This is a genomic window from Mycobacterium sp. 1081908.1 (assembly GCF_001673535.1).
Taxonomy (GTDB): domain Bacteria; phylum Actinomycetota; class Actinomycetes; order Mycobacteriales; family Mycobacteriaceae; genus Mycobacterium.
In genome coordinates, this window is the sequence record NZ_LZLY01000034.1 from 39,460 (window position 1) to 60,458 (window position 20,999).

At 63.5% G+C, this 20,999-nt stretch carries 20 protein-coding genes and 4 tRNA genes; 15 read left to right on the forward strand and 9 right to left on the reverse strand.

What is annotated here, in order from left to right:
* Positions 1–7: 7 nt before the first annotated feature.
* Together A5655_RS05480 and A5655_RS05485 are read right to left on the reverse strand one after the other, a co-directional pair.
* Complete coding sequence (locus A5655_RS05480) at positions 8–2,872, reverse strand: RND family transporter (RefSeq protein ID WP_082978494.1); 2,865 nt, start codon at positions 2,870–2,872, stop codon at positions 8–10.
* Positions 2,869–3,306 (reverse strand): MmpS family transport accessory protein, encoded by a 438-nt coding sequence (locus tag A5655_RS05485; RefSeq protein ID WP_156764706.1) that lies wholly within the window; start codon positions 3,304–3,306, stop codon positions 2,869–2,871. The genes A5655_RS05480 and A5655_RS05485 overlap by 4 nt, the downstream gene beginning before the upstream one ends.
* A 328-nt stretch (positions 3,307–3,634) precedes the next feature.
* Between A5655_RS05485 and A5655_RS27695 the strand changes: the two genes are divergently transcribed.
* The 5 genes from A5655_RS27695 to A5655_RS05505 all read left to right on the forward strand — a co-directional run bounded on the left by A5655_RS27695 (position 3,635) and on the right by A5655_RS05505 (position 10,617).
* Positions 3,635–5,065, forward strand: a complete 1,431-nt coding sequence (locus tag A5655_RS27695; RefSeq protein ID WP_156764707.1) for a hypothetical protein — start codon at positions 3,635–3,637, stop codon at positions 5,063–5,065.
* 255 nt (positions 5,066–5,320) lie between these two features.
* Positions 5,321–6,553 carry a hypothetical protein gene (locus tag A5655_RS05490; RefSeq protein WP_067006415.1) on the forward strand — a complete coding sequence of 411 codons (1,233 nt, stop codon included), beginning with the start codon at positions 5,321–5,323 and terminating at the stop codon, positions 6,551–6,553.
* A 1-nt stretch (position 6,554) separates the two neighbouring features.
* Positions 6,555–8,201, forward strand: a complete 1,647-nt coding sequence (locus A5655_RS05495) for an NHL repeat-containing protein (RefSeq protein WP_067006417.1) — start codon at positions 6,555–6,557, stop codon at positions 8,199–8,201.
* 172 nt (positions 8,202–8,373) lie between these two features.
* Complete coding sequence (locus A5655_RS05500; RefSeq protein WP_304441648.1) at positions 8,374–9,345, forward strand: NHL repeat-containing protein; 972 nt, start codon at positions 8,374–8,376, stop codon at positions 9,343–9,345.
* A gap of 234 nt (positions 9,346–9,579) precedes the next feature.
* Positions 9,580–10,617 (forward strand): YncE family protein, encoded by a 1,038-nt coding sequence (locus A5655_RS05505; protein WP_067006423.1) that lies wholly within the window; start codon positions 9,580–9,582, stop codon positions 10,615–10,617.
* Positions 10,618–10,743: 126 nt separating this feature from the next.
* On the opposite strand, the gene A5655_RS05510 is transcribed toward A5655_RS05505, so the two are convergent.
* Positions 10,744–10,815, reverse strand: a tRNA-Val gene (locus tag A5655_RS05510).
* Positions 10,816–10,992: 177 nt separating this feature from the next.
* Here A5655_RS05510 and A5655_RS05515 point away from each other — a divergent pair.
* From A5655_RS05515 to A5655_RS05540, 7 genes are all read left to right on the forward strand, one after another.
* Positions 10,993–11,065: transfer RNA gene (locus tag A5655_RS05515), tRNA-Gly, on the forward strand.
* 29 nt (positions 11,066–11,094) lie between these two features.
* Positions 11,095–11,168: transfer RNA gene (locus A5655_RS05520), tRNA-Cys, on the forward strand.
* Positions 11,169–11,184: 16 nt separating this feature from the next.
* A tRNA-Val gene (locus tag A5655_RS05525) sits at positions 11,185–11,259 on the forward strand.
* A 108-nt stretch (positions 11,260–11,367) separates the two neighbouring features.
* On the forward strand, positions 11,368–11,778 hold the full coding sequence (locus tag A5655_RS05530; protein ID WP_156764709.1) for a hypothetical protein: 411 nt from the start codon (positions 11,368–11,370) through the stop codon (positions 11,776–11,778).
* On the forward strand, positions 11,775–11,927 hold the full coding sequence (locus A5655_RS27700; protein ID WP_156764710.1) for a hypothetical protein: 153 nt from the start codon (positions 11,775–11,777) through the stop codon (positions 11,925–11,927). The genes A5655_RS05530 and A5655_RS27700 overlap by 4 nt, the downstream gene beginning before the upstream one ends.
* The gene (locus tag A5655_RS05535; protein ID WP_067006430.1) at positions 11,924–12,208 is read left to right on the forward strand and encodes a hypothetical protein; all 285 of its coding nucleotides are present in this window, start codon (positions 11,924–11,926) and stop codon (positions 12,206–12,208) included. Before A5655_RS27700 ends, A5655_RS05535 begins: the two co-directional genes overlap by 4 nt.
* A gap of 241 nt (positions 12,209–12,449) precedes the next feature.
* Positions 12,450–12,851 carry a hypothetical protein gene (locus A5655_RS05540; protein WP_156764711.1) on the forward strand — a complete coding sequence of 134 codons (402 nt, stop codon included), beginning with the start codon at positions 12,450–12,452 and terminating at the stop codon, positions 12,849–12,851.
* A gap of 41 nt (positions 12,852–12,892) precedes the next feature.
* Here the strand turns inward: A5655_RS05540 and A5655_RS05545 are convergent, their stop codons facing one another.
* Positions 12,893–13,882: a hypothetical protein gene (locus tag A5655_RS05545; RefSeq protein ID WP_231999077.1), complete on the reverse strand. Its 990-nt coding sequence runs from the start codon at positions 13,880–13,882 to the stop codon at positions 12,893–12,895.
* A gap of 340 nt (positions 13,883–14,222) precedes the next feature.
* Between A5655_RS05545 and A5655_RS27705 the strand changes: the two genes are divergently transcribed.
* The 3 genes from A5655_RS27705 to A5655_RS27715 all read left to right on the forward strand — a co-directional run bounded on the left by A5655_RS27705 (position 14,223) and on the right by A5655_RS27715 (position 16,061).
* The gene (locus A5655_RS27705; RefSeq protein ID WP_156764712.1) at positions 14,223–15,233 is read left to right on the forward strand and encodes a hypothetical protein; all 1,011 of its coding nucleotides are present in this window, start codon (positions 14,223–14,225) and stop codon (positions 15,231–15,233) included.
* A gap of 57 nt (positions 15,234–15,290) precedes the next feature.
* Entirely contained in the window at positions 15,291–15,779 is a 489-nt protein-coding gene (locus A5655_RS27710) for a GNAT family N-acetyltransferase (protein ID WP_156764713.1), read from the forward strand.
* A 75-nt stretch (positions 15,780–15,854) separates the two neighbouring features.
* Positions 15,855–16,061, forward strand: coding sequence for a hypothetical protein (locus tag A5655_RS27715; RefSeq protein WP_156764714.1), 207 nt, complete (start codon positions 15,855–15,857; stop codon positions 16,059–16,061).
* A 49-nt stretch (positions 16,062–16,110) separates the two neighbouring features.
* Here A5655_RS27715 and A5655_RS27720 read toward each other — a convergent pair whose 3' ends face one another.
* From A5655_RS27720 to A5655_RS26950, 5 genes are all read right to left on the reverse strand, one after another.
* Positions 16,111–17,592: a hypothetical protein gene (locus A5655_RS27720; RefSeq protein ID WP_156764715.1), complete on the reverse strand. Its 1,482-nt coding sequence runs from the start codon at positions 17,590–17,592 to the stop codon at positions 16,111–16,113.
* Between the two features lie 49 nt (positions 17,593–17,641).
* Complete coding sequence (locus A5655_RS05560) at positions 17,642–19,051, reverse strand: hypothetical protein (protein WP_067006445.1); 1,410 nt, start codon at positions 19,049–19,051, stop codon at positions 17,642–17,644.
* 310 nt (positions 19,052–19,361) lie between these two features.
* On the reverse strand, positions 19,362–19,637 hold the full coding sequence (locus tag A5655_RS05565; RefSeq protein WP_067006447.1) for an HNH endonuclease: 276 nt from the start codon (positions 19,635–19,637) through the stop codon (positions 19,362–19,364).
* A 177-nt stretch (positions 19,638–19,814) separates the two neighbouring features.
* Complete coding sequence (locus tag A5655_RS05570) at positions 19,815–20,312, reverse strand: hypothetical protein (RefSeq protein ID WP_067006450.1); 498 nt, start codon at positions 20,310–20,312, stop codon at positions 19,815–19,817.
* 418 nt (positions 20,313–20,730) lie between these two features.
* Complete coding sequence (locus A5655_RS26950) at positions 20,731–20,988, reverse strand: helix-turn-helix domain-containing protein (RefSeq protein ID WP_231999078.1); 258 nt, start codon at positions 20,986–20,988, stop codon at positions 20,731–20,733.
* Between the last annotated feature and the right edge of the window lie 11 nt (positions 20,989–20,999).

Genomic DNA, 20,999 nt, shown 5'->3' on the forward strand with positions numbered 1-20,999 from the left:
TGCTGCGTCACACCCCCGTCAGTTGCGGGACGGGCGCGGTGTCACCCTCCGGCTCCGGCTCAGGGGCCTGCCTCTTCCTCATGGCGAAGGTGTCCAGCGGCCACCAGAACCAGCGGCCCAGCGCGGCGGCGATCGCCGGCGTCATGAACGCCCGCACGATAAACGTGTCGACGAGCAGACCCAACCCGATCGCGGTGCCGAACTGCCCGATCACCACCAGGTCGCTGACGATCATCGACGCCATGGTCGCCGCGAATATCAGGCCGGCCGCGGTGACCACCCGGCCGGAGGCTCCCATGCCCCGGATGATGCCGGTGTTGAGGCCGGCCGGGATTTCTTCCTTCAAGCGAGAGACCAGCAGCAGGTTGTAGTCGGACCCGACGGCCAGCAGGATGATCACCGTCAGCGGTAGCACGATCCATTGCAGCCCCACCCCGAGGATGTCCTGCCAGAGCAGCACGGACAGACCGCACGCGGTGCCCAACGACGCGAGCACGGTGCCGACGATCACCAGGGACGCCACCAGGCTCCGGGTGATCAGCAGCATGATCGAGAAGATCAGGATCAGCGTCGCGATGCCGGCGATCGTCAGGTCGATCTTCACGCCGTCCTGCATGTCGCTGTACATCGAGGCGGTGCCGGCCAGCGACACCTTGGCAGACTCCAAGGGGGTTCCCTTGACCGCGTCGGCAACCGCCTGCTTGACGCCCTTCACGTGCCGGATCCCGTCCACCGAGGCGGGGTCGCCCTGGTGGGTGATGATGAACCGGACCGCCTTACCGTCGGGCGAGACGAACATTTTCAAACCGCGCTTGAAGTCGGGGTTTTTGAAGACTTCGGGCGGAAGATAGAAGCTGTCGTCGTTCTTGGCTTCGTCGAAGTAGTTCCCCATCATCGTCGAGCCTTCTGCGTTCTCCTGCATATGCCGCTGGATGCCCGCCATGGAGCTGTGCGTGGACAGCATGAAGTCGCGCATTCTTTGCATCGACTCGATGGTCTTGGGAAAGTCGGCGAGCAGCTGTGGCATCAACCGGTCCAGGGCGTCGAAATCGACTGTGAGGCCGGCGAATTTGTCGGAAATCTCGTCGATGCCGTCGAGCGCATCGAAGATTGAGCGCAGCGACCAGCACATGGGGATGTCGAAACAGTGCCTCTCCCAATAGAAATAGCTGCGAATGGGCCTGAAGAAGTCGTCGAAGTCCGCGATGCGGTCCCGCAGCTCGTTGGTGGTGTTCACCAGGTCGTGCGTCCGGCCATCCATGCTGTGGGTCGTGGCGGTCATCTGCTGCATGACGCCATACATGTGCTGCATGACGCTGATCGTTCTGCCCATCTCGTCGGCCTGCTCGAGCATCGACGCCATGCTGTCGTTCATGAACTTCGCGGTTTGCAGGGTGCTGGAGCTGTTCATGGCGATCACGAAGGGGATCGAACTGTGCTCGATCGGCGCGCCCAGCGGGCGGGTGATGGTCTGGACCCGCCCGATGCCGCGTTCATGGAAGACGGTCTTGGCGATTCTGTCGATGATCAGCATGTCCGCCGGATCGCGCAGATCGTGGTCGGCTTCGACCATCAGTAATTCCGGATTCATGCGCGCCGGGCTGAAGTGCCGCTCGGCCGCCGTCTGCGCGACGTTCGCCGCGATGTCCGGCGGGGTGAACTTCCTGTCGTTGTAAGTCGGGACATAGGTCGTCAGGCTGACGAAACCGATCACCGCGACAAAGGACGCCACCACGATGATGGGTATCGGCCACCTCGTCACCATCGTGCCGACTTTGCGCCAACCTCGTTCCGACACTTGACGTTTCGGATCGAAGAAACCGAACCTGGACCCGACCACGAGCACTGCGGGAGCCAGCGTCAGGCCCGCCAGCATCGTCACCACCAGGGCGATGGCGCACGGGATGCCCATCGTCTGGAAGTACGGAAGCTTGGTCGCGGTCAGGCACAGGCAGGCGCCCACGATCGTCAGACCCGACCCCAGGATGACGTGCACCACGCCGTTGTAGGCGCTGTAGTACGCCTGCTCTCGATCCTCGCCACGGGATCGGGCTTCGTGATAGCGACCCAACAGGAAGATGAAATAGTCGGTTCCCGTGGCGATGGTCAGCATCGTGACCATGCTGACGGCGTACGGCGTCAGACCGATGATGTCCAGATTCCCGGCGGTCGCAACGATGCCTTCCGCGGCATAGAGCTCGAAGCGGACCAGGATCAACGCCAGGATCGCGTTCTTCAGCGAGCGATAGATGATCAGCAGCATCACGAAGATGACGCCGATCGTGACCATCGTCATCAGTTCCATGCTGTTGTGCGCGGCGATCAGCGTGTCGGTATTGAGCGCGGTGTTGCCGGCCACGTAGGCCTTGACCCCCGGCGGCGGCGGGACGCTTTTGACGATCTTGCGGACCTCGGCGACCGACTTGTGGGCGGGGGTGGTGCCCTGCGCGCCGTCCAGGAAGACCTGCACGTAGGCGGCTTTACCGTCCGGACTCTGGGACCCGGCGGCGGTCAGCGGGTCACTCCAGAAATCCTGGAGGAACTGGACATGCTTGCTGGCCTTGAGCTTGGCGACGATCTTGTTGTAGAACTCGTGCGCGCTGTCGCCGAGCTTGTCGTCGCCTTCCAACACGACCATCGCCGTGGAGTCGGTGTCGAACTCCTGGAACTTGTGGCCGATGTTCATCATGTCTTTGAACGCGGTCGCGTCCCGCGGAGTCATGGGCACCGAGTGCCTGCCCGCGACGTCGCCAAGCGCGGGCGTGAACAGCGTGGTGCCGAGCGCGACAAGCAGCCAGAGCAGGATGATCGGCACCGCCAGGACGCGGATCGTGCGGGCGATGCGGGAGCGGGAGCCAGGCTCGCTACTCATACGGATTTCACCAGGCAGTAGATGAACGGCTCGTATTCGTCGATGGTGCGTTCGTCGCGGACTTGGCCGTCGACGACGACCCGACATCGGATGTTGCGGACGCCTTTGTCACCTTGGGCGACGATGTTGGCCGACATCGACGGCAGGGTCGTCACGATCGTGTACGACCACGGCAGCGGGGCGTGTTCGACGAGATGGGGTTGCCCGTTCTCGTCGAGGTAGTTGGCGCTGACACTGCCCGCCGATGGCGAAGTGACCTCGTAGGTGATGTGTTTCGGGTTGAACGGTTTCGTATCGTCGGCGTTCGCGTCGTGGCTGGAGGCGTGCGCGGTGGCACCGAAACTGGCGCGGACCCGCAGCACGACATACGAACCGAGCGCGACGACGACGACCAGAAGTAGCGGGATCCACACCTTCTTGAAGAGTCGATACACCCGCCATCTCCTCCCTGCCGCCACCGCCGAAGTCGACACGCCCGAGCCGCACTCACGCGGAACGCAAGTTCCATGCTCGGTCGGTCAGGACACTACCGCATCGCCGAGCATGCCGCCCGGAGTCGCGGGCCGCGCCATCAGGCTCGATCACAGACTCCAAATGGAGTACCAAATTACGCATGCTGAGCAGGCGATCGCCCGCACACAATCGGTTCGTCCACCCAATCGCTTCATACCGCTTGGTCCGGCTCCATCCACTTGTGCACTGCGACCGGATCTGGCCTTGAAGCACGCCATCCCTAACGCTCGGTCCTTGAGAGGGGAAGTGATGAGGGGTTACGCCCAGGGTTCGAGCAGACTTGGGCTCAAGCGGCCTGAAATCGGTAACGACGAATCGTCCACACGAGCTGGGCGCCTCTCGAAGATTCTTCGCATCTGCCTGCTGCTCACACTGGCGGTGGACTGTCTAGGGGCGCTCGCGCTTGCCGTCGGTGAATTCTCGATGCCCCTGACCATCTTCGCAACGCTGGCAGCCACTATTCAGCTCGCAATAGGTGTCGCGAACGGTTGGGCTTTCAATTCCGTTCGACGGGCGGCTCCAACCTGGGCAAGAGACGCTTTCATCGCTCAAATGTTCGTGCTTTTTCTCGCAGGATACATAATCGTCGTCGACCAGCGAAGCGCGATAAGAAACTGGTATGTGATGGCAACTGCGGGATTGGTCGCTGGCGCCTCTTTCCTATGGCTTCTACTTCTGGCGCCAAAGTCCAGATTCGAATGGACAAAGCCCGCGGTAGTTGTAACCGCACTCTTTCCGCTCGCCGGACTTCTTCAGTTCTGGCTGCAAAACTACTACATGCCTTCAACCTCATTGCCCCTCGTCGATATAACGACCGAGCTCTCGCCACAGGGCTGGTCCGGGTCGATCGTCCATTTGTCGGCAAAGGTCACAATTCATAATCGCGGTTCCACGCGGGTTAACATCGCGAATTCGCTGATGAGGGTGACTGCATACTCGAAAGACCCGAAAGACCTAGACACGAAAATCTACTGGAATAAGTGCGCGGAAACGCCAGACCGGGACGAAGGCTGGTGCAGGCTGGCGCGAGGCATAGATCCCTCGGGAAATTCACTGGACCTGGATTTCCGCGTAAATCCGACTATAACTGGCTTCTTCACGCCCACTCCACCCACAGGTAGCCAACTAGTTTACGTCACCACTCTTCAGTCTGATTTTTTGGTTCCGGGCGAGACGGATGTCTTTCAAAGAGACGTGGATATAGACTCCGGAAAGGTTTCGCTGGTTCGCTTATCCGCCGCCGCTATAACCCTCACCGACCGAAGGATCGAAGATATTCGATCGTGCACCGACAAACACACTTCGGCATATGCGGATTTCACACAATTTGCATCAGAGGTACGACAGGCGCAGCCGTTGCAAGGTTCGAATACCCACTATTTCTGTCGAGAATTCGACATCGCCCCACGCAATTTCATCGAGAAATTGATCGCTAATCATCCAGCCGTGGAACTGACCACCTGGCTCAATAATCCAAACGATGTGGGCACTGAATATCCCATAATCACCTATCGTTTCGGGACCGCTGGACGGTTCGATAATCCAAATCCGGACCGCGAGTCAGAAAGAAAACTTGAGGAGCTGAATCCGGGGAGCGAGATGACAAGCGAATCCGAGTACGCGCCCACCGAGAAGCCCCCGCCCGGCCCAGCGCCGGCACCGCCCAGCGGGAAGGGCTGAATCCCGATATTTGAACCGGGCTGACTTATTCAGTTGGTCCGGCAATCGGACATAGTTCGGACAAGGCGGCATAGGCCAAGAGTGTCCGCGACATCGTCGAGGGAGGCGTCGACGCGCGGTTGTCGGCCGCGGAGCCTCAGGGCTGAGGTTCCCCACCTCGCGGCGACCCGCACAAGAACCAAGCAAGAATCACGCAAGGTATCAGCGACATCGTTGCCGCAATTGCCACTTACCGCTCGCGGGAAAGGAACCGAAATGATCACGAGTTCGCGCCACTCCACCGCACGGCGCTGGCGCGCCGGCCTCGTCGCGCTGGCCGCGGTTCTGGCGGCTGGGTGCTCGTCGAACGATGCGACCGCATCGCACCCGGGCAACCCCACGACATCCATGCCAACCGCGGCCGCAGAGATGGCGGCTCATGGCGTCGAGAAATCGATCGGCGACGTGCCCTGGTCGCAAGTCGGTCCGGGCTGGATGCTCGCGACGTGGAGCCCGGCCGTGAGCGTGCCTCCCGGTGTGCCGCCGCCTCCGGGCTCGCCGGCGCCCGACACGGTCCCCGTCACCCTGTACCTCGTCGACCCGGCGGGCGGTCGCTACGCGATCACCACCTTCCCGCCGAAGGCTGGACCCCACGGGGTCGAGTGGTCGGGCGACGGCAGCCACGCCCTTTGGGCCTCCGCGGGCCCCGGAAAATCGACGGTGATCACCGAGCTCGACCTGCACAACGGCACCCGCACCACGTTCACCGTTGACGGCTCGTCTGTCGCCCCTCGCTTCACCCGCCCCGACGGCAAGGCGCTGCTGCTGACAGTGGACAAAAAACTGATGCGGGTCGACCTGGCCGGCAATCCGCAGCTGACCTATCCGACCGACAAGCTCCCGAGCGCCTTCAACGGTCAGTACCTCTCAACCCCGGACGGCACGCAGCTGGTGCTGGGTACCGCCTCCGGCCTTGCTCTGATGGGCAACGACGGAACAGTCGGCAAGGAGCTGTCGTCGACGGAAGGAAGCTGCTCACCGGTGCGATGGTGGGACGCCGGCGCGAAAACCGTCCTCGCCAACTGCAGTGCCGCAAACCAGCGCGGACGGCTCTGGCTGGTCCCCATCGACGGTTCGGCACCGACCGCGCTCACCGCGCCGATAACGGACCCGGCGTCGCACGACACCGGCGACATCAGCGCATGGCAACTGCCGGCCGGCACCTATGTCCAGTACGCGGGCGGATGCGGCGCCATCCACCTCGGCAAGCTCAACCCCGACGGCACGGTGTCCAAGGTTGCGGTGCCCAACGTCGATCCGAGTCACAGCATCTATGTGATCGGCGTCCACGGCGGGAACCTCGACCTCAAAGCCACGGTCGCCGGTTGCGGACCCGCCGAGTCGCTGCTCGAGTACGACCCCGCCGCCGGCACCACCAACGTTCTGCTGGGACCGCCGCTCAACGGCGGCGCGGTCATCAGCGCGGTGCCTTACCCGGGCGAGCAGTAGCGTGCGACCGCACCAGCGGCTGTGGCGGCACCGCCGAAACGCCACGATCGTCGCCCTCGCCGTTGCCGTCATCGGCATCACAGCGTGCCACTCGTCGCCGCCGGCCGCCCAACAAACCGTGCTGCCGCTGGGCGGTCTCAACCACCCCGCCGGCGTCGCGGTGGATACCCACGGCGCGGTGTATGTCGCCGACAGCGGCAACAAGCGAGTGCTCAAGTTGGCCTCCGGGTCCAACAGCCCGACGGTGCTGCCGTTCACCGGGCTCAACTACCCCGACAGCGTGGCGGTAGACGCCGCCGGCGCCGTCTACGTCACGGACGACCACAACAACCGGGTGGTGAAGCTGCCGGCCGGGTCCACGACCCAGACGGTGTTGCCGTTCACGGGCCTCAACGGCCCGGATGGCGTGGCAGTGGATGCGGCCGGCGCCGTTTACGTCGCCGACTACCTCAATGCTCGGGTGGTCGAGTTGGCCGCCGGGTCGACCACCCAGACGGTGCTGCCATTCACCCAACTCGGCCTGCCGCGCGGTGTCGCGGTGGACGGCGCCGGCAGCGTCTACGTCGCCGACTTCGGGCGCAAGCGGGTGGTGAAGCTCGCGGCCGGGGCGACCACCCAGGCCGTTCTGCCATTCGACGGCCTCCACGGCCCCATCGGGGTGGCGGTCGACACCGCCGGAAGGGTTTCTGTCACAGACTATTTCAACAACGCCGCGGTGACGATGGCGGCCGGATCGTGCACCCAGACGGTGCTGCCGTTCATCGGCCTCACCGGCCCCGAGAGTGCGGCGGTCGACACCGCCGGAAATGTGTATGTGGTCGACGCCCAAAACAACAGAGTCGTGAGGCTCTCGTCGGCGCAGTCAGCGGCGCCGCCGGCGTGCCGACAGACGGTGCTGCCGTTCACTGGCCTCGACGATCTCTGGGCCCTGGCGGTGGACACCGCCGGCAATGTCTATGTCGTCAACAACACCTCGGGCGACCACCGCAACCGGGTAATCAAGCTGGCGGCCGGGTCCAACACCCAAACCGATCTGCGGTTCACCGGCCTCGGCTTCCCCGAGAGCGTGGCGGTCGACACCGCCGGCAACACGTACGTCGTCGACAACAAAACCAATCGAGTGTTGAAGTTGGCGCCAGACTCCAATACCCAGACCGTGCTGCCGTTTTCCGGCGTCGCCCCCCGGGCTGTTGCGGTCGACACCGCGGGCGATGTGTTCGTCACCGATTACCGCAAGAATCGGGTGCTGAAGTTGGCCGCCGGGTCTAACACGCCAACTGTCCTGCCGTTCACCGGCATCGGCGACCCTTGGGGCATTGCGGTGGACACCGCCGGCGATGTCTACATCGTCGACTACGACAAGGTCCTGAAGCTGGCGGCCGGGTCGAACACGCCAACGGTCCTGCCGTTCAACGGCCTTAGCCGAGCCGACGGCGCGCACGGCGTCGCGATCCTCGCGGCGGGCGCCGTCTACGTCGCTGATTCCGCCAACAAGCGGGTCGTGAAGCTCGCGGCCGGGTCGAACACCCAAACTGTGCTGCCGTTCGCCGGCCTCGGCGACCCTTGGGGGGTGGCGGTGGACGCGTCGGGCGCCGTCTACGTGACCGACCGCGATAACGCCGAGGTGGTGAAGCTGGCGGCGGGCTGATGCGTCGAAGTGCCGGTTCGCTCTATCTGCCTGCGCTGCAATGCCTTTCGCTGGGCACAAGAACCAAGCAAGAAACACGCAAGGCGCCCGCCGCAGCCTTAGCGTGACTGGCCACAACAGCCGCGCCCGGCGACCCAGTCTCGGACATGTTCGGCGGAAAGGAAAGCAAATCATGAAGAACGCAAGAATCGCGGCGCTCTCCATCGCCGCGCTCGTGCTCCTCGCCGTTGCCGCCATCGGCGTCACCGGATGCAGCAAGACGCCGCCGTCCCCGCATGGAACGGCAACGAAGAGCGCGTCTACCGGACCAACGAATCCGTCGACGGGGCCAACGCCGCCGCCATCCCGACAAACCGTGCTGCCGTTCAGCGGCCTCACCAACCCCCAAAGTGTGGCGGTGGACAGCGCCGGCGACGTGTACGTCGTCGACTATGACAGCGGTCACCACGACTCGCACGGTCGCGTGGTGAAGTTGGCGGCCGGGTCGGGCGGGCAGACAGTGCTGCCGTTCAGCGGCCTTGATCACCCCGGCGATGTGGCGGTGGACGCTTCCGGCAACGTCTATGTCACCGACTACCGCAACCGTCGGGTGCTGAGGTTGGCGGCCGCGTCGAACACCCAGACGGTGCTGCCGTTCGCAGGCCTCGAGGGCCCCTCCGGTATAGCGGTGGACGCTTCCGGCAACGTCTACGTCGTCGACGGCGGAAGCAACGCCGACCCCCACCACTATCGAGTAGTGGAGTTGGCGGCCGGGTCGAACACCCAGACGGTGCAGCCGCTCACCGGCCTCGACACCGCTTCCGGTCTGGCGGTGGACAGCGCCGGCAAGGTGTACGTGCTCGACATGGGCAAGCATGGAACTGATGCTCGGGTGGTGACGTTGGCAGCCGGGTCGAACACCCAAACGGTGCTGCCATTCACCGGCCTCGACACCCCTACCGGTCTGGCGGTGGACACCGCGGGCACCGTCTACGTCGTCGACCGCAACCACGACCGCGTGGTGGGGTTGGCTCCCGGATCGAACAATCAAACAGTGCTGCCGTTCACCGGCCTCCGCTTCCCATTCTGTGTGGCGGTGGACACCGCCGGCAACCTCTACGTCACCGACGAGCGGCAACATGTGGTGAAGCTGGCGGCGGGCTGACGACGAGTGCACGTACGTCACACGCTCGAAAGTCAGGCCCCTGAGATATTTGCCTGCGCTGCAATGTGTTTCGCATGCCGACCCACAGCGAACCGGCACAAGAACCAAGCAAGAAACACGCAAGGCGCCCACCGCAGCCTTGGTATGACAGACCACAACAGCCGCCCCCGGCAACCCGTTCCACGCCATCGCGGCATCCCAGCCCGGACATGTTCGGCGGAAAGGAAAGCAATCATGAAGAACGCAAGAATCGCGGCGCTCTCCGTCGCGACCGCCATCGCCGCGCTCGTGCTGCCTGCCGTTGCCGCCATCGGTGTCACCGGATGCAGTAAGACGCCTCCGACTTACCGGGTTACCGCCACGGTGCCCGTCGGCAAGTCGGCGTCGGGGGTGGCGGTGGACTCGGGCACCCACACCGTTTACGTCACCAACCGCGACGACGACACGCTGTCGGTGATCGACGCCGCGAAGCGCACCGTCACCGCCACCGTGCCCGTCGGCAAGCCGTTCTATGGCCCGGAGGGGGTGGCGGTGGACCCGGGCACCCACACCGTCTACGTCACCAACTACGGCGTCACGGTGTCGGTGATCGACGCCTCGACGCGCACCGTCACCGCCACCGTGCCCGTCAGCGCGGGCCCGGAAGAGAACCCGGCGGGGGTGGCGGTGGATCCGGGCACCCACACCGTCTACGTCGGTCGACTTCGAACGGCCGCTGCCCATGTCGGCAACGACGACGGCGAGGTCTCGGTGATCGACGCCCCGACGCGCACCGTCACCGCCACCGTGACGGTCGGCAAGCAACCACACTCGGTGGCGGTGGATCCGGGCACCCACACCGTCTACGCCACCAACGCCAACGACAACACGGTGTCGGTGATCGACGCCTCGACGCGCACGGTCGTCGCCACCGTGCCCGTCGGCAAGAACCCGGGCGGCCTGGCGGTGGATCCGGGCACCCATACCGTCTACGTCACCAACGGCGGCGACGGGACGGTGTCGGTGATCGACGCCTCGACCCGCACCGTCAGCGCCACCGTGCCCGTCGGCAAGCACCCGGCCGGGGTGGCGGTGGACCCGGGCACCCACACCGTCTACGTCACCAACCGCGACGACAACACGGTGTCGGTGATCGACGCCTCGACGCGCACCGTCACCGCCACCGTGCCCGTCGGCAAGCACCCGGGCGAGGTGGCGGTGGACCCGGGCAGCCACACCGCCTACGTCACCGACGGCGGCGACAACACGGTGTCGGTGATCGAATCTCGATAGTGGTGTGCGCCGGTGTGTGGGGGGGCGACGGATTGTCTTGTCCGCCAAGGATGGTGGGCGTACCCAGAGCCGACGAATCCCGCTAATCATAGAGTGCACAAGCTCTATTCGTGCAGGTCAGCAGGGTGGTCCCGGCTGGGATCGAACCAGCGACCTTCCGCGTGTGAAGCGGACGCTCTTCCACTGAGCCACGGGACCCGGCGCCGAGGGGCGAACGACGAAGAAGACTAGCACGAATCGGACTGCGCCCAACTCGCCGCGTGCGTCGCCGGGCGCGCTAGCCTAGAGCCGCAACGTAACCAAGAGATTTGTGCGTGCCCGCTCAGGTGGACTATCGTCGTCCTTCGCGACGGGCGACGATCTCGCCCGTTGCGCGCGGACGTAGCGCAGTTGGTAGCGCATCACCTTGCCAAGGTGAGGGTCGCGGGTTCGAATCCCGTCGTCCGCTCGAAGGTGCAAGTGGCATCAATCCCCAGCGGTGGAGTGGCCGAGTGGTGAGGCAACGGCCTGCAAAGCCGTGCACACGGGTTCGATTCCCGTCTCCACCTCCAAGTTTTGACCCCCCAGGCGCGATTAGCTCAGCGGGAGAGCGCTTCCCTGACACGGAAGAGGTCACTGGTTCAATCCCAGTATCGCGCACCACGTTCTACGTGCATAGACGGCTGATCCGACTCGGTTTTGCACCACATATGCACCACAACGTAGATGCAGGTCAGGGCTCCGCACAGTATCAGTGAGGAGAACCCCGCAGTGACCGCAGCAACCAATCCGCGACCTGATGTGTCGGCGCCTGGTGCCACGGTGGACTTCCCCGAACAGGAAGGTCCAGCCATGACAACGACCGCAACCAGCACACAACCCGATGTCCCGTTGCCGGCCGGCGCCGTAGCGGATTGTGAGAGCTGGGCGTTCTGGGACAACGAGTTTCGTATCTTCCACGGCCCCGACCGGACTGTCTCGAACGCCGCTGGCAAGAAGATCGCCGAAGTACGGACCGGAGGGATACAGCGCCGGGACGGAAGCATCGACACGACCGAGTGCCCGCCGAGCATGGATGTCTACGTGCTCACCGACGACGGGCTCACCGCGGAACAAGCGCGTGAGCTGGCAGCTGCGCTGCTCATGGCCGCTGAGGAGCTCGACAGGTGGGCCGAGCGATGAAGACGCCCATCGGCAACTACTCGGCGCGGGAAATCATCGACGAGCTGATCAGGCGCGTCGGTCACGCCGAGACCTGCCGCCGGATCGGCAAGCCGGAATCGACGGATCTGGACCAGTTGGCCGACGACCTGGACCGGGAGTTCACGTGAGTGCCGTCGATGACGAGGCGGTCGACGCGTTCGCCGCGGAGCGGGTGACTCAGGCTGCGGCGTGGATTGACAAAGTGATCGCCGTTGTCCGGGCGCAACACCCTGGCGAGTGGGACAGCCCCTGGGCGGCCCGCCGGCTGCAACGAGCGGCGTGCGTGCTTGCGGACATCATGGAGGACGACATCCCGGAGAAGGTCTATTCCTTCGACGCGCTCGCGGTCGCCATCTGGCGGCTCGCGGTGCTCGCCGAACAAGTCGCGCGGAAGCGCAGCGCCGAATGAACTACGCCAGTAACGGCCCGTTGGTGAACCGCAGGTTGCATACTGCGTATTCAGCACTGGGTATGGCGGGTCGTTCCTGGCGACAACCCAAAGGGTCGCATTTCAAACGCGACCCTTTCCCGAATCGGCACCCAAGAGGTGTCGGTTGAAAAATGTCCGCGCTCACTGCAGCGCCGCAGATACCCGGATTTCAAATCCAGGTATCCGCGACGCGGACATCAGCTCCCAGAGAGGTTGGATGGTGGCCAAGAAGAAGTGCGCGTGCCCGCGCTGCGGGCTTGAGTCGAGCTGTTCCCACGGGCGCTGGTGGGACCGTCACCCGGTCGCCGCGGTGCTGTTCGCGCTTCCAGCCGGGTACACCCTCATCGGCGTCATGCTGGTGTATCCGTGGTTCACCATCCCGGCAACGATCATCCTGTGCGCGGTGCTGCTGAACCGTGCCGCGCGCCAGCGGGCGGCCGTCGCCGCCCGAGCCGACCACGAGCACCGCGAACTGATCGCCCGGGCGGTCTTCAATCCGCAGTTATCGCCGGTCAAACCATTAAGGTGGCTGTCGCGGCCGCGCGGGGCCGACCACTGGGCTCCCACTCAACCAATCTGGGAAGAGCACCCGACATCTGATACGAATTTGCGGGAATGGTGAGAGCAGCGGCCTGACGATATGCCTGGGGTTGGCGCACCCGGCTAATCGTTTCGCTCCAACCGCCACTCGACATCTTCAGTGAAGACTTCTTCGGCGAGTTCGATCAGCATGTCGTGTGCCACTGTGCGGTCTTGGTTGCTGATGTCGTCATCGCGAAGTCGCGTAATAAGATCCGGTACCTCTGGGTGGGCTGCGAATTGGGCCCAGCGTTCGGAAGCCTCCTGGCAGCGGTCAGGAATGGTTCTCGTGAAGTGCTTCGTCATCTGGTCGACAGGGCCCTCGTGAAGCTCAAGGTTGTAACCCAACTCTGAATTAACTTCCTCAAACTTGCGGCGATCGTCGGGGGTGCCTGCCACCGCGGGCCGCACGTACTGCTTCTGAGTCGATATCACGTGGAAACCCAACTGCTGGGCCATCAGACGCGTTGTGTAGTGGGCTCTTCTGCACACAAGCACTGGCATGACTGGTAGCTCGGGGTGGTGGAGCCGGAGTTGGGCGCATTTGAACAGGAGCTGGTAGAGCTCCTGTGTCTGAGGATAAATCCACTGGCGGACGTTCTTTACTTCGATCGCGACGAGGAGCGCCGGCTTTGGAAGACCACCCGTATCCATACCTGTGTAAAACGCCGCGTTGTCCATTCGGCCGCCCGGGACCGGGGCGCCAGCAATCGTCGCAACCTCGCCCCCCTGCGGCCTCAGCAGACGGTAACCCTCTGGAGCCGCCGCCGTAAGCGACGTGTGAACAACTCGCTCAAGAGCTGCTGGAATCGGCGGAGCGCCCCATTCTGTGACTGGGTGGCTCCAGCTTAAAAACCGTCTGTGGAGCAGCCGCTTGCGCCCCGCGTGCCGCAGAGCCGCCTTGCTGGGATTGGCTAGGACATATGTCGCCACAGATTGACCACCCCGCGTCGCGTCGACACGCCGTTCGATCACATGACCATCAAGGAGGCGATTCCGCGCCGTCGTCAGGTGGTGAGGGTCAATCTTGCGTGCCGCACCTTCGAATTTCTGATCAGCCAGCTTTGCTTCCATCCCCGGTTGGGTCGCCGCCCCCTCGGCCTCCAACAGCGCCTGAACGGCAGAGGTCGCCCAGCTCCGCCACTGCTCAACGGTCGCGACGGACGGCACACCACAGAGACTTCTATATATCAGCGCGCCGTTCAGGTGAAATGCCCGAATCGCACCCCGCCAGGACCGGAAACCGGCCCGGCGCCCCCAGTCTGCTTACCGCAAAATCACGAGCTGATCGAGAATTAGCAGGTCACCAGACGCGCACCACCGGGTAGTGCGAGCCAAGCTCGATCTCACCAATGGGTGTGCCGGCGCTGACGGCGATATAGTCGCGCGCCCATGCTTGGTACTGTGCTGCGACGTGAACACCGTGTTGCCTGCCACCGATACGCGGTGCCGAATAGATCTTGAGGGGTGGGACGCGGGCAACGCCGATCGGATCTGGTCAGACTCTCGCCCTGCAAGCTTCAGAACTGCATTCATCGAATTCGGTGAACTTCTTGCCCAGCATGTCGATGACCCGGCCTCCGTGGCGCTGATTATCCCGGTCGACATGGCGGACGCGGTTCGGCGACGAGAAGACGGCCCGAGTTACACCGCGCAACGTGGATCAGGCTTCGTGAGCGCGCGCACGATGAGTATGCCCGGTGGCCGCGTGGACGTGATCCTCAATCCAGGCTGGCTACATGCGTTCGACACTCCGGATCACATCCGGCACGCCATGCGCGACATTCGTCGATGCCTGGTGCATGAAGCGCAACACGTCATCATGCACCAACGCGGATCGGGGTTTGACGCCTATGCATATGGCGCGGAAAGCGGAGCAACCAACCAGGAGTTCGCCCGCTGCGCCGCGAAAGTATGCGACGAGCATCGAGCGGAGTGGCAAGCCATTCAACTTACCGAGCACGAGCCGGTCACGGCTGGTGATGTTGTCCCCGTACTTGAGGCGCTTGGTTCCCAACTCGCCGCTGCCCATGACGGGTACCAGGCGGCCCCACAAAGACCCGGTGCAATCTCCGAACTTGCAGGTGCTGCCCTAAGCAGCTGCGTAAATCTCTGGACGACACTCGGCTACTGGATAGCCCAATATCGAGCAGACGACGCCAACATCGCAGACATACCCGCCGAGATCAGAGGACTACCGCTTTGGGAGCGATATGTGGGCGACGTCTGGTCTGTCTTGTGGCTTGACGGTCTTCGGACTCTTCCCGTCGAGAACTTAACTACCAGTCCGGAAATCCTCTGCGTCGCAATGCGAAACGTGGCCGCGACGCTGCGGACGTCACTGGAAACAATCGGTTTCCGATACTACGACGACAGCGACCTCGGACCCATCTTCCGCATCATCCGCTTTGACTTTCCTCACTGAGGTGTTTCGCCTGGCCCAGCTCGACTTGAGCGTCAGGCCAATAGAATCGACCAGTAGATGATTTCTAATTCAGGCGATAGGCACATCGTGGTTCTCAACTTCGTAGAGAGGCGGCGCGGCCGCTCCGACAGATATAGCTGGATACCGTTTGAATCGTCTGGAAGCTTCAATCCTGATTGGTGGGACCGGCCGCCCTACGGTGATGACGATCCGTGGTACGTGCAGGTGCTCCGAAATGGTGATGAGGTTGGTCGGGTCAAGTTTGACGACAGGAAGTTGTCTCTCCGTGGTTACGGTGTGAGTCGGCAGGTAGCAGCGAATGCCCTAGAGATCGGCTTCTTTGAGGTGTCGGACACTTGCCGCCGCGAGGGCATCGGCACAGCAATTGTGCGTGGGCTCGAGGCTCAGTATCCAGACCGGACATTGGTTGCGTTCAGCATGGAAGCGGACGACTTCTGGGGTTCGCTTGGCTGGCAGCGCCATGATCACCTCACTGAACCGCGGAATCGCACCTTGTTTGTGCAGAGGTTGACACGTCCGCTTTAACGTCACGCCCGGCAGGTACCTTCGATCTCACCGCGGGGTTCTGCGGCGCCCCAGCCCAATAGACAAAGGAGAGCAATGAGCGACTACAACACAGCCTGGGACTGTCTGGCCGATGCCATCGGAGCCGAGAAAGGGCAGAGTTCCGGCTACATCAACGAGGTTGATCACTTAAGCACAGATCAGCGTCTGAAGGTGGCCGAGGTCGCTGCGCTGCTATCAATCGCACAGGAGTTATCCGCCCTTCGTCACGAGGGCATCAATCCCAACTTTCCTACTGACTGATACTCCACGCGAGGGGCCGACCGGGTCGGGTTTGGTTTAACGGGCGTTGTTAAGCCCCGCTGCCATCCTGCAAGTCCGGAAGGTCTTGGCCCAGAACCATTTTCGGTCCCCACTCGTAGGTGTCCCACGCGTGGTCGAGCACGGAGTTCCGTCCAAGCTCCTTGTCGGCGAGCGCGTTAGAAATGCGCGATCCATCGCTCATTGTTGGGTCGGCTAGAAATTTCTGAAGGAAAGCGCTGACGTCGATATCTTGAAGGGTGACAAGTCTTTCGATGTCTTCGCTGGCAGCGATGGTTGTCGGGATTTTCGGCGTGACATCGAGGAGATCCTGTATCGGTCTCGCATTGGCTAAATCGAATCGTTCCATGGTCACGATGAGCCCAATTCGAGGCAGATCCGCGGGGATGTGCGCGAAGGCTGGGTGCTGCTCGGCGATCCGATCATCGGTCGTATTGACCTGCTTGTATGCCTTGCCCAGCATCCGCCGCAGTTCTGCGCCGGCGTCGGCAGTGCCCATACGCACGGGCTCCGTTGGTCTAACCGACTTGACCTCAACCAAGATGACCGCATCTGCACAGACCACTACCCAGTCGACTGATCGCTTGCCGCCTTTGTCATAGACGATTTCAGGATGAATTTGAGCGTTTGGGATGGTCGCGAGTTGCCGGCCGACGTACTGCTCGAACAAGTCACCAACGTCATCCGTGAAGCTGTTGCCCCACTTCTTCGCGCCCGCGTAATAGACGCCAAGCGGACTGATCTTACGAAGCACGAGAAGTATTGAAGGGACTAGCAATTCGTTCGAGACACCTGCCACCACAGGCCTAGCGAGCAGAGGATTGAACGTGAATCGCCGGTAATCGCTGGCCATGGGGACGCTTCGCTGGGCGTGGAACCACTTCAGAGAACCAACAAAGTTCTGAGCGACAGCGCTGGCGAGCACTTCGGTCGGCATGACCGCCGTGATCGGGTCTAGTTGCGGATGGTTGAACCAGTCGGCCGAAAACATTCCCGCGTTATGCGCCGCTGTCGCCTGAACAAAGAATCCCGCCCCGGTGTATTGCGAGAGGGTACAGCCAAACAGCTCGGTGTCCCATCCTGGGCGGATCACCTTGAGCGGTTTCGAAGATTGCGTGTTTTCGAAGAGCGCCACCGTTCGGCCTACTTCGTTGTACGGCGTTTGGTTGTAACCCTGTTCGGACGTAATCCTCAGAAAGAACCCAGTGAGCGAGTCTGGGCTGTTCGAAGCTAGCCCGGCATCACTGACCGCGACGTATGCCGCACAGCAATACAGCAGATCTTCTTGTGTTGCCGCAGAACGATATTCGTTCCCGGATGTAAGGCTCACTCGGGCGATGTCAGCCAGCGCCCATGGCGTGTACTTGCGGTAAGGGCTCTTGAGCCAAGAACCGGGCTGCCAGTATTGGGCCGACGTTTGCGCTATCAGCGGCACTAGCGAGGATGGCGAGTGCCGACGGACCCGCGCTACGTACTCGGCATCGCCAATGGAGTCTCGGTAAACATTGGCCACAAGTCGTAAGTTACCGATTATCCCCCGGCGAGTTTGATGTTCTTCGCCGTCACATGACAATCGCGGTTCGGGAGCCTTCCCTGCGGCGTGGACGGATCGGCCTTTCACAGGTCACTCCCCACAGCGCCAACGTCGCCGCGACGAGGGTTGAGGAGCCCGCAGCTTTGCGGTCCCAGCCGAACGCTTGACCGCCGAGCATAGGTCGCTGCTTGGCCGACAGCACGCCGCGGGTCAACTCGACCTGCCCGCGATGCGCCAGCCTTCCTTCGGTCACCGCGTCCCACAGCAGCCCTGCCGCGATCGCCGCGTCGTGATGCCCGGTCAGCGTCGGCCGGATCCTGGCACCAGCCCAATCGAGTTCGGCCAGCGCGTTCCGTTCATCAACGACGACAGCCCGCACCCCCGGCTGAAGGTGTGCGCTCACCCACTGCGGTAGCCACGTCACACCCGGCGCGGTGGTGTACCACTCCAGGTGCAGCCGGCCGTCGTCGCGGTGGCCCGCCAAGCACACGGTCGCGGCGTCGCGAGACGGCATCGCGTCCACACCGATCGCCAGATCCCGCACCGGCACCGAATTCGGATCAGCAAGCGATGCCCACACATCGGCGTCGAACACCGCCGTCGCTGCGGCTTTCGGCAGCCACATCGACAACCGCTCCGCCCGGAACTGATCCACCGGCAGCACCGCGCGGTCATCAAGGATGGCCTGCAACGGCACCCGGCCAGCCGCCACCGCCGGATTCACACGCAGCCACAACTCCTGGTCATCGACATCGGCGCCCCACTGCGCGCACCACTCCCACCACGCGAGCCGGGGATTCAGCCCATCATGCGCCGACGACCGCATCGTGGCGAACGCCTCCGAATCATGCATCGGACCCGGCGCCGTCCCGAAATACAGCGACTGCGCGCGCGGCCGCGAGAACACCGTCGGCGCCAACGCCCCCACTTCCGGCGCCGGCAAATCCTCAGCCTCATCAACCACCAGGCGATCCACCGACAGCCCACGACCCGCGGACGCCGAGCGCGTCGTGAACGCGATCCGAGCACCCGTGTCCAGCTCGATGTACTCGGCGCCGATCATCTGCGAATGCCGCCGCACCCGGCTAGCCAGCTCCGAATGCGACTGGATCACCGACCACAGCCGCCGAAACGCATCACTAGAGGTTTTGACCGCATGCGCCGTGTGCAAGATGTTCTCACCCAACTGGTACAGCCCGAACAGCTCGAGCGCCAGGATGATCTGGCCCTTTCCCGACTGCCTCGCCACGACCAAACCGGCCTGCGAGCACGACCAGCCGCCGTGAGCCTCGCGCAGCACCCCGCGCACGATCCCGGTCTGCCACGGGTCCAGCGGCACACCGTAGGCCAGCGCCAGATCCACGCAATCCTGGCCCGTCGTCTCATCCCCGTCGGGAATACGCGAGAACGTCGGCTCCGTCGTGGCCGGCGCGGTCATCACGCACCCCGCTTACGCCGGCGGGCAGCGATCTCATCAAGCTTCGACCCACCCGGCGCCGGCGCGGAAGCCGCCAACGCCGCCACCACCAACCGGTACTCCCGCGACACCGCAGCGAGGTCCCGCGGGGCCGTCTGCGGGTCATTCAGCACGGATTCAAGCAGGTCACGCAGCGTTTCCAGACGAGAACGGTCGCTACGCGGCGCCGCGCCGGCCGCTCGGCTGCGCGACCCTCCAGATTTATCCGTATGCCGACGGGCGTCGCCTTGATCGGGGTCGAGGGGGCCTACGCCCTGGGGGTCGGGGGGTGTCATCCGAGGGCTCCTGAGTTGCGTCCGACGGTGCCGTCGGGCAGGTTGCTGCGTTTGCCGTTGCACGCGTGGTGTGCTGGGCGCAGTTGCTCGAAGTCGTCGGTTCCACCGTGGCTGGTTGGGGTTTGGTGGTCGACGACGAAGGACCTGGGGTGGGGCCAGCGCAGGGTGAGGTCAATCGGTTGTTGGCAGAAGCAGCAGGGTTGGCCTGCGTGGACGAGGCGCGCGATGCGTTTGCGGTTGCGGTCTCGGATCGCTTTGGTGGCGAACGGCATCGGCGGTCAGATGTTCCTTTCGCTTAGTCCTTGCGGCTCGGAAGCTTGCCGGTCAGTCGTAGGTGAGCGGCGGCGTAGCGCAGATACTGACTCGGCGAGTAACCCGGCTCGCCGTCTTGGCCAGTCCTTCCGTCGAGGGCCTGAAACGGTTGACGCCCGCCGCCGCCGATCATGGGGTCAGACGTTCCAGCTGCCGGCCAAGGCAGCCATCGCGAACGTGTTGAATTCCGTGGGAATCTGCATCGGTCCGACGCAGCGGAGCGCTGGGCGCCCGCGCTGGTGGCCGGCGTTCAGCAAAGCGCGCAGATCCTCGTGTTGTTCGGCGACTTTCTTGGTTCCGAAAATGGTGTCGGCCTCGTCGATCACCAACGTGGGCGGATGCTCGCCATTGATGGACCGGAAAATAGCGGCCACGGTCGCGTTGACCGTCGCAAGCGGCTTATGACACGTCCCCGTGATGATGTCGAGGAATCGTGACTTGCCGCAACGCTTCTCGGGACTGGTGGCCACCAGCCGCGGCGCGAACTCAAACGCTGGCAGGGCATGTGTCGCGGCCGTCCACAATGCCGCCGCCACGTACGAGTGCTGATCGGGCAGTGAGACGTACCGCGCGAAGGTGGCGTACAGCTCGCCGAGCAGTTCGGCGCCGTCGTCGTTCCCATCTGCGTCGCTCATGCGACCTCTCCCCCGCAAGCTTCGTGTAGCAGCTCGGCGAGGTCGCGGTCACGGCCGCCGCGGCGCCACAGTGCGCGTCTGGCTTCCAATGGCAGCAGCGGGATTTGACCCGTCCCGAGGAGATGTTCCGCCGCGTCGCGATAGGCGTCGATGGCGCGTTCGGATAGGGGTGGTTCGGTGCATCGGCACGGCCAGGGATCACGACAGCCGCAGTCCAATGGCACTGACCGTGCGGCCTTGTCGCGGCGTCGGCCAAGCTGGGACCGCAGGTCTTGCGGGTGGTCCCAGGTGCATGGCAACCAGACCAGTGCGCTACCGGGCCGATCGGCGGTGGGTGCGGTATCGTTGGGTGTAGCTGCTGCTGTTGAAGGGGCCGCCAGTTTCCCAGGCTGGCGGCTTTTTCGTTCCGGTGGCCCGCTCATGCGACACCGCCGTGCATCGGAGTGAGGACGGCGTCGAGGTCGGCGACCTTGATCTTGATGATCCGATTGCCCAGCCGGTAGCCGGCCAATCGCTTCGAGGCGATTAGCCTCCGTATCGTCTTGTGATCGACGTCGAGATATGCTGCCGCTTCAGGGATTCCGAGATAAGCAGGCTGTTGTTCTGCTTGCCGCCGGATTCTCCGGTTCGATCCTGATTTCAGATTCGTCGGAGACGTGGATTGCCGTGTAGACACTGAACCTCCCA

What these genes read in the sequence shown, in the direction of transcription:
- A5655_RS05480 (WP_082978494.1), bottom strand. Translation starts at nt 2,872, where the DNA reads ATGAGTAGCGAGCCTGGCTCCCGCTCCCGCATCGCCCGCACGATCCGC.
- A5655_RS27695 (WP_156764707.1), top strand. Translation starts at nt 3,635, where the DNA reads ATGAGGGGTTACGCCCAGGGTTCGAGCAGACTTGGGCTCAAGCGGCCT.
- A5655_RS05490 (WP_067006415.1), top strand. Translation starts at nt 5,321, where the DNA reads ATGATCACGAGTTCGCGCCACTCCACCGCACGGCGCTGGCGCGCCGGC.
- A5655_RS05500 (WP_304441648.1), top strand. Translation starts at nt 8,374, where the DNA reads ATGAAGAACGCAAGAATCGCGGCGCTCTCCATCGCCGCGCTCGTGCTC.
- A5655_RS05505 (WP_067006423.1), top strand. Translation starts at nt 9,580, where the DNA reads ATGAAGAACGCAAGAATCGCGGCGCTCTCCGTCGCGACCGCCATCGCC.
- A5655_RS27700 (WP_156764710.1), top strand. Translation starts at nt 11,775, where the DNA reads ATGAAGACGCCCATCGGCAACTACTCGGCGCGGGAAATCATCGACGAG.
- A5655_RS05545 (WP_231999077.1), bottom strand. Translation starts at nt 13,882, where the DNA reads ATGGAAGCAAAGCTGGCTGATCAGAAATTCGAAGGTGCGGCACGCAAG.
- A5655_RS27710 (WP_156764713.1), top strand. Translation starts at nt 15,291, where the DNA reads ATGATTTCTAATTCAGGCGATAGGCACATCGTGGTTCTCAACTTCGTA.
- A5655_RS27715 (WP_156764714.1), top strand. Translation starts at nt 15,855, where the DNA reads ATGAGCGACTACAACACAGCCTGGGACTGTCTGGCCGATGCCATCGGA.
- A5655_RS05560 (WP_067006445.1), bottom strand. Translation starts at nt 19,051, where the DNA reads ATGACCGCGCCGGCCACGACGGAGCCGACGTTCTCGCGTATTCCCGAC.
- A5655_RS05565 (WP_067006447.1), bottom strand. Translation starts at nt 19,637, where the DNA reads ATGCCGTTCGCCACCAAAGCGATCCGAGACCGCAACCGCAAACGCATC.
- A5655_RS05570 (WP_067006450.1), bottom strand. Translation starts at nt 20,312, where the DNA reads ATGAGCGACGCAGATGGGAACGACGACGGCGCCGAACTGCTCGGCGAG.